Annotated in this window: 5 protein-coding genes; 3 read left to right on the forward strand and 2 right to left on the reverse strand. The window is 38.2% G+C overall.

The features are described 5' to 3' along the window. On the reverse strand, window positions 1-707 hold a 707-nt coding region (locus tag D5R40_RS28065), incomplete at its 3' end, for a mannose-1-phosphate guanylyltransferase (RefSeq protein WP_124155534.1). A gap of 342 nt (window positions 708-1,049) precedes the next feature. Here D5R40_RS28065 and D5R40_RS36275 point away from each other — a divergent pair. The 3 genes from D5R40_RS36275 (at window position 1,050) to D5R40_RS28080 (ending at window position 4,548) form a co-directional block, all read left to right on the forward strand. Next, window positions 1,050-1,313 (forward strand): hypothetical protein, encoded by a 264-nt coding sequence (locus D5R40_RS36275; RefSeq protein ID WP_124155535.1) that lies wholly within the window; start codon window positions 1,050-1,052, stop codon window positions 1,311-1,313. A gap of 257 nt (window positions 1,314-1,570) precedes the next feature. After that, window positions 1,571-2,920, forward strand: a complete 1,350-nt coding sequence (locus tag D5R40_RS28075) for an LCP family protein (RefSeq protein ID WP_124147660.1) — start codon at window positions 1,571-1,573, stop codon at window positions 2,918-2,920. 356 nt (window positions 2,921-3,276) lie between these two features. After that, window positions 3,277-4,548 (forward strand): RNA-guided endonuclease InsQ/TnpB family protein, encoded by a 1,272-nt coding sequence (locus D5R40_RS28080; protein WP_240039196.1) that lies wholly within the window; start codon window positions 3,277-3,279, stop codon window positions 4,546-4,548. 704 nt (window positions 4,549-5,252) lie between these two features. Here D5R40_RS28080 and mrdA read toward each other — a convergent pair. After that, entirely contained in the window at window positions 5,253-7,058 is a 1,806-nt protein-coding gene (gene mrdA / locus D5R40_RS28085; RefSeq protein ID WP_124147661.1) for a penicillin-binding protein 2, read from the reverse strand. Window positions 7,059-8,079 lie beyond the last annotated feature (1,021 nt).

Consider the following 8,079-nt stretch of genomic DNA (forward strand, 5'->3'; position numbering starts at 1 on the left):
TCCAACTGAGAATAACCCTCAGCACCCATCGCCTCCAAAACAGTCATCATCGTCGGCGCATATTTTCGTAACTCAGCCAACATGACCCCCACCCGGAACACAAAAATACCGCCATTCCAACTAAAACGACCCGTTGCTAAAAACTCCTCAGCCTTCTCTCGGTTAGGCTTTTCCGTAAACCGCGCCACCCTATAAGCATCAAACCCACCAAAATTTCCTGCTTCTTTTCCCTGTTCAATGTATCCATAACCTGTAGAAGGGAAAGAGGGTTTCACACCTAGGGTAACAATAGCCTCCTGATTCATTGCCAACTCAGCTGCTGCCTCCAAGGTCTTCTGGAATACTTCCGGTTCCCCGATCCAATGGTCAGCAGGGAAAAACCCCACTACTGCATCTTCCCCATAACGACGTGCAGTCTCTATAGCTGTCCACGCAACAGCAGGAGCTGTATCCCTTCCTTCTGGTTCTGCCAATATATTTTCCTTTGGCATCTGGGGTAACTGTTGTGCTACACCTTCGGCCAACATTGCCGAAGTTACAACCCATAAACCATCCCAATTGTTAGATAATGAGAGTAATCTCTCTGCTGTTGTTTGTAACAAACTTTTACCACTGCCATCCAGAGAAAGAAACTGTTTGGGTCGATGCTTTCGACTTAAGGGCCAAAAACGTTCTCCTTTACCACCAGCAAGAATTACAGGTATCATCAGATTTTAGATTAATTAATAGATTAGACTATTCAATCTTAAATTCTCATTGCCAGTTTTTCCCAAGTTATATTATGTCCGGATAAGAGCGTGATCAAAAAACTTTCTCTTTCTTCTGCTGTTCTTCCTCTTCCTTTTTCTTTCTTCCCTCCTGACTCGGTCCTCCTCCGTCGTTAATTTATTTTATCATTTTCTTTGTGGGTTTAATACCCCACCGTCAACGGGAGTGTTCACGCATTACTTGGGGGAGCGAATCCCCATGTAATTTTCCTCCTGTCTCCTGTCTCCTGTCTCCTGTCTCCTTCTTCAAAACTGTTCAACCGGACATGATATTACCCAACTATGGAATTTGCTGATTTTTTGAGGAGATTCTCAGACTTTCAATATTATAGCGGTTTAATAGTTTGTGAAATACAAAATTCTCAGTTTTTAGGAAGTAGGGAATTGAGTAGTTGGCATTTAGACTCAGTTATTAATTATTACCAATTCAGAAGTGGTCTATATCTTTATTTAGGGTTTGCTGAAAAAGTCTTATGGGTGAGGGTAGGAGTCAACCCACCCCTCGCCCCTCCCCCTCCCAGGAGGGAGAGGACCGAGTCAGGATAAATGGGAATTACAGAGGATGTAGTTGGAAGAATTGTCCCTTAATTTTTCTGTCCTTGTCTGCACAAAATGCTAGTTTTTTGAGCTTTCTTGACCGAAAAGCTGGGACTTTTTTTAAACATAATAAGGCTGAAACCTTTATATGTCAATACTTTGATAGTTTATCAGCAAGCCCTATTTATTCCATTTATAGCCATTAACTTGGACACAAACGGCTATAGTTACACCAATAATCTTACTTTTAACTTTTAACTTTTATTATGAATAATACTTCTTCTACTAAGTCCCGGTCTATTTGGCACAAATTGTGGTTCTGGATACTTGTATTAGTGTTGAGTGGAACTACAACTACTTCTTTTGGGGCAATAACTGCTCTATTTGCTCCGGTTGAACCACAGTTTTTCAGCCAACTACTCCAGAAATTTACTTCAGATGTCCTATGGCGTAAGGGTCTGCCTTACCAACTCTCACAACCGATGAATATTCTGGTGATGGGAATTGACCAAGTCTCAGGGGTGGCAGAAAATTCTCCAGATGTGTTTGAGGGTCGTAGCGATACTTTACTATTAGTACAAGCTAATCCCACTACTCAGACTGTCAGTTTACTTTCAGTACCACGAGATACTCAAGTCCTAATTCCCAAAGTTGGTATTGCTAAAATTAATGAAGCTAATGTTTATGGTGGGCCAGAACTGGTAGAAAGTGTTTTAGAGAGTACTTTAAGTGGTTTTGAGATTGACCGATATGTGCGAGTTAGTAAGGGAGCGTTTCGAGAATTAGTGGAACAACTTGGTGGGGTAGAAATTTTTGTTCCTCAACCTATGTCTTATACTGATAATACTCAGCAGCTAAAAATAGATTTAAAGTCTGGTTGGCAAACTCTCAATGGTGAACAAGCAGAACAATTTGCTCGTTTCCGAGAAGAAGTTCATGGAGATATTGGTCGTATTCAACGACAACAAGTTTTGCTCAAGGCGCTCCGAAACCGCGTTACTAATGTGGCAGTTTTACCTCGGTTGCCTCATATTATTCAGGTAATGCTGAAGTATGTTGATACTAATTTAAGTTTTCCTGAAATGTTAGCTTTGGTAAGTTTTAGTCTTGATTTAGAACGAGATGATTTGAGAATGGTAATGTTGCCAGGAAGAGCTAGTTCTAGTGATGAGTATTTGAGTAGCTATTGGATTATAGATCAACCTGGTCGAGACCGAATCCTTGAACAATATTTTAATTTCAAGTTAGAAGATTTTAATTATAACGATCTATTTTATCCGATAAAAGTTAATGAAACTTTGTCTTTAGAGGCTAAAATAGCTGTTCAAAATGCCTCTAGTAATTCTCAAGCAGCGACAAATTTTGCTCAATATTTGAGGGATCAAGGATTCTACAATGTTTATGTAGTTTCTGATTGGCCTGACAAAGAACCTTTGACTCAAATTATTGTTCAAGGGGGTTATTTGGAGTCTGCTGAAGTTGTGAAAAATGCTTTGGGTTTTGGTAATATTGAGCCTGCTTCTATTGGTGAAATTGGTTCTGATTTTACTGTTCGATTAGGGGAAGATTCGGTTGAGATAATTAATGCTTTTCAGGAACAGGATAAATCACCGTAGTTCTAGTTAAGCTAAATAGTTTTTATTTGAGGAATCAAATAAATCGGCGTTGGTAAAGCGCGTGTATGATATTTATCTTAATTCTTTAGGAGTCAACCTACCCGCGCGCTCCTCCCAGGAGGGGAAGTCAGGAGGACTGAGTTAGGAGGGAAGAAAGAATCAGAAACCCTGAGTAGAAGGAGAAAGTTTTTTGGTGGCATAAAGGTCACAGAGTTCTATCACGCTCTTATCCAGACATGAGATCATACCTCTTTTCACCGAAAAATGGGGTTTGAAGCCTCGCCCTTCTAGGGCGACTTTTAAATTGGTTTTTCTTCAACAACTATGTTATCATATTGTTAGTTTAAAGTCATACTATGAAAGCTAGATTTAAGTACCGTATATATCCAACACCGGGACAAAAATACCGATTAGCAAAGCTATTTGGTTGCGTCCGCGTTGTCTGGAATGATAGTCTAGCTTGCTGTCAAGAAAAATACAAATTAGGAGAGAAGAAACCTGCTAACTCTGAACTACAAAAACAGTTTATTACTAAAGCTAAAAAGGTGGAGGATAGAGAATGGTTATCAGAGGTTTCAGTTGTACCATTACAGCAATCATTGAATGATTTAAACCAAGCTTATCAAAACTTTTTCAGTTCTACAAAAGGTCAGAAAAAAGGCCAAGCCATAAAACCTCCCAAATTTAAAAGCAGAAAATCAAAACAGACTGCCAGGTTTACCTTGAAGGGGTTTAAAGTACACCAAGATAAAGTTTATTTAGCCAAGATTGGAAAGCTGAAAGTAGCCTGGTCAAGAAAACTACCCAGTGAGCCTAGCTCAGTAACAGTTATTAAAGATTCAGCTAATAGATACTTTCTTAGTTTTGTCGTAGAAATACAACCAGAAGCTTTACCAAAAACTGATAATTCAGTAGGCATAGATTTAGGTATTAAAACCTTTGCAACATTCAGCAATGGTACAAAGATTGATGCACCAAAACCGTTGAAAAAATGGATTAAGAAGTATCGAAAGTTAAGTAAGTCATTATCTAATAAAACTAAAGGGTCTAAAAGGTATGAAAAAGCACGGGCTAGAGTAGCTAAGTTTCATAGTAAATTAAAAGATACAAGGACAGATTTTCTGCATAAATTATCTACTAAAATAATTCGTGAAAACCAAACAGTTGTTTTAGAGGATTTGAATGTTTATGGCATGGTAAAAAACCGCAAATTATCCAGAGCTATATCTGATTTAGGTTGGCGACAATTTAGAACTTTCTTAGAAGGAAAAGCAGAAAAGTATGGTCGTGATTTGAGAATAATTAGTCGTTGGGAGGCGACGACTCAAAAATGTTCATGTTGTGGTTTTCGTAGAGGCAAATTAGACCTTCAAGTGCGAGAATGGGAATCCCTTAATTGTGGTGCCAAACACGACAGAGACGAGAATACAGCAATAAATATATTAGTCGCGGGCAGGCAGTCCGAGACATTAAACGGACGTGGAGGCAAGCATAAGACTAGGGTCAAGCTAGCAGCAGCCTGTGTTAGCGGAGCTTTGCGCCAGCAAAACGTCAACCCACCGAAGAGCTACGGTTCAGTAGGAATCTCCGCGCCTTCAGGCCGGAGAGGATGTCACCAACGCCAATAAATCAAACAAAAGGATTATACCAAATTGATAAATGTTTGGTACAAATAACTAGGTTATTTCTTAGGAGTCAGAATGAATAAGCTTTGATACCATTTATTAGGTCAGAATTTATATTTTTATTTCAAGTGACATTTGCTGTAGGTGTCTTTTAACTGCCCTGATTATTTATTCTAGGACTTACGCATGAGGTACGAAAAACTACGAGTTGAGATTCTTCCCTATGGGTCGCAATGACGAAGATACCTTGAGGTGCGTAAGTCCTATGTTCGTAACATTCTTTTTCCAAATTAGGGTAGTGCATCAGCATAGCTGCTTTACCCTTTTAATCAACCTCCTGTGTAAACCGGATATGGTATTATGTTATGTGCGCTGGTATCGTTTGTGTAAAATCAAGGGCGAATATCTACAGGAAACTTAAGTTTTTTCAAGCTTTTAAGTCTTCTTCCCTCTTCCAACTTCGGTCTTCCTTACCTTCACGCTTACAATACCGATGCTACCGGACATGGTATTAGAAGTCAGGAGTCATAATTAATGACTTCAATACCAGTTTTTAAGTCATTAATTCTCTTTTTTGTCAAAGGAACACTTCTTGTTCAGACAACGTAAGATTTTTGCTTCTTCCTTCTTTCTTCTTTCTTCTTTCTTCTTTCTTCTTTCTTCTTTCTTCTTCCTTCAATCAAAAATATAAAATCCCAAGTTACAATCTAGTTTGATTGATCTTCATTATACTTGCTGAAATAAGTTTGAAAAACCTGTTTGGCAACAGGAGCAGCAGAAACAGAACCATAACCTCCATTCTCCACAATGACAGCGATCGCAATTTTTGACTGATAAGCTGGCCCAAAACCAACATATAAAGAGTGAGACCTTTGTCCAATTACTTCTGAGGTTCCCGTTTTCCCTCCTGTCAGAGGAATAGTACCGTCATTAAGAGATTGTGCTGTACCATAATAAACTGCATCAATCATCCCTTCTCTAATAATCTTTATCTGTTCAGGTTTCAACCCTGTGGGAGTAGGCTTCATTTTTGGACTATTCGTTTCATTTGCTAACAAGTGAGGCTTAATCTGTTTACCACCATTAGCGATCGCTGCTACTGCTACTGCCAACTCTAATGGTGTCACCAAAACCAGACCCTGGCCAATTGCCATAGTTACTGTATCACCCAAATACCAATCATCATTATAAATCCTACGTTTATCTTCTTCAGTAGGAATTAAACCATTGTATGTTGCGGGTATGCCCAAAAGGTTTAAATTTTCACCACCCAAACCAAGCTGATGTGCCCATTTAATTATTTCTTGAGGTCCAATAGCCATACCTATTCTATAAAAGAAGGTATTACTACTATAGGCTAATGCACTTCTAAAACCAATTGAACCATATCCTCCACTATGTTCATTGAAACTAATACCTCCAACATAAATCGAGTCAGAAGTATATACAAGGGAGTATGGTGAAAATTTTCCAGACCCCATAGCTGCTGAAGAAGTCACTATTTTAAAAGTACTACCTGGAGGATAACCTTGGAGAGACCGATTTAAAAATGATTGCTCCTGACTATGAATATTTTGCCATTTGGCTTGAGACATAGGTTTCGTAAACACATTGGGGTTAAATCTGGGATAACTGGCCATTGCTAAAATTTCCCCCGTATTCACATCTAGAGCAACTACTGCTCCCTTACGAAAACCTAGAGCTTTTTCTGCTGTTTTCTGAAGGTCTATATCAAGAGTTAACTTTACTGTCTTTCCTGCTTGAGGTTTAATTTCTCCGAGACTACCTATTTCCTGATTTTGGGCATTGACTTCTATCAAACGCTTACCCCATTTTCCCCCAAGTAAATTATTAGCACTTGCTTCAACCCCTAATCTACCAACCATCATTCTCATTTGATATTCTGGGTTAGCTTTTAGTTCTTCTGATGTAGCTTCGCCAAGGTATCCAATTATATGAGATGCTAATTGTCCATGAGGATAATAACGAGTTGATTCCGACCTCACTTCTACACCGGAAAATTCCGCAGCTCTTTCCTGTAAGGTGACAAAAGTATCACGATTCACTTCATGGCTAATATTTACATTCTTTTCTCCTGAATTTATAGCCTGCTCTACTTTTTGAATGATTTTTTCGGCGGGTATATCAATTATGGTTCTGAGCTTTTCTGCAGTAATTTTCCATTGCTCTTTGGATTGTTCTTTTGGCCATAAATAGATGGAACGGATGGGACGATTAGATGCAAAGACTTTGTCATTACGGTCTAGGATTAGTCCTCGATTGGATGGGACTGAAATTGGCCTAATGCGGTTGTTTTCTGCTCGGTCTCTATTCTGTTGACCTTGAATTAATTGTAGTTGAACCAGACGACTAACTTGTAAACCGACTATGGTTGTGGTTAATAGCATTAACACAATTGCTCGGTAGATTGAGCGTGACTCATGTTTTTGAGATGAGAGGTTATTATCTTCTATTTTTCGTAGTCCAAAAGCAAAGGAAAATTCGTGCACCATGATTTATTGATTTATGATTAGATAGACTAATAGATTAATTGTCTTTTAGTCGTTAAACGATAATTAGATAGACTTTACAGCAGTTTAAATAAAAATTCAAAGTGCAGAACAAAGTAATCAAAGTTAACTAGCTATCAGCATTTTTTGTACCGGAATGCTCTGCAAATAGCACTCAGTTTTCAGCGCGCTAAAAGCTTGGGTTTAAATCTCGGACTTCTAGCTTGTCATTTAATTTTAGGAGGGGTCGCGTATCCCCTTATATTTGATTTTTTTATTTCTTGTTTACAACTTTTTTGATTATCTGATTAACCCTCCTTTGTTCAGTCTCACTAAGCCACATATTGTCTTCACTATTTGCTCATTTTTTTCCCTCTTAATCTGAATCTTTATTGAACTACTCTGAAAACTTTTAACAATCTTGTTAGATGTTCAACTACTATCTTTGGCTAATTTTGAATTTTTCTTCTTTTATTCTTAAATTAATTCCTTTTTTTTGGGTGCATCTCAATTTTGAATAAAGCCAAAAATTTATCGCTTTTAGGCAACAGACAACAGGCAAAATGGAATAGGGAATAGGGAATATATAGGAAAAAAAAGTATTTTTGCAAATATGAGATGCACCCTTTTTTTTGTGGCTTTTTTCGGTATTTTTTTCTTTTTCGGATATGTCTAATGAAAAAAGCAAATTTTGACTTTTATTAAGAAGTATAGTAAGCATTTCCTGTGGAATGTTGCGCAAATAGCCGTCAGCTATTAGCTAGTCTCCTATGGTTGGAACTGCGTTATCAGCTATTAATTTTGGAGAAGGTAAAAGCAACCGTTGAAATTCAGAAAGAATACAAAGTTACTGCCAAAGTCCCCTTCCTAAATCTGAGAAGTAATTATTCATTACTAATTGCTGTTTGCGTAGCATCCCGCAGGGAAACGCTGACTGCTAATAGCTGAATGTTTACGAAGTAAATTATCATTTATCATTTTCTTTGTGGGTTTAATACCCCACCGTCAACGGGGGTGTTCACGC

The organism is Okeania hirsuta, assembly GCF_003838195.1.
Lineage (GTDB): Bacteria > Cyanobacteriota > Cyanobacteriia > Cyanobacteriales > Microcoleaceae > Okeania > Okeania hirsuta.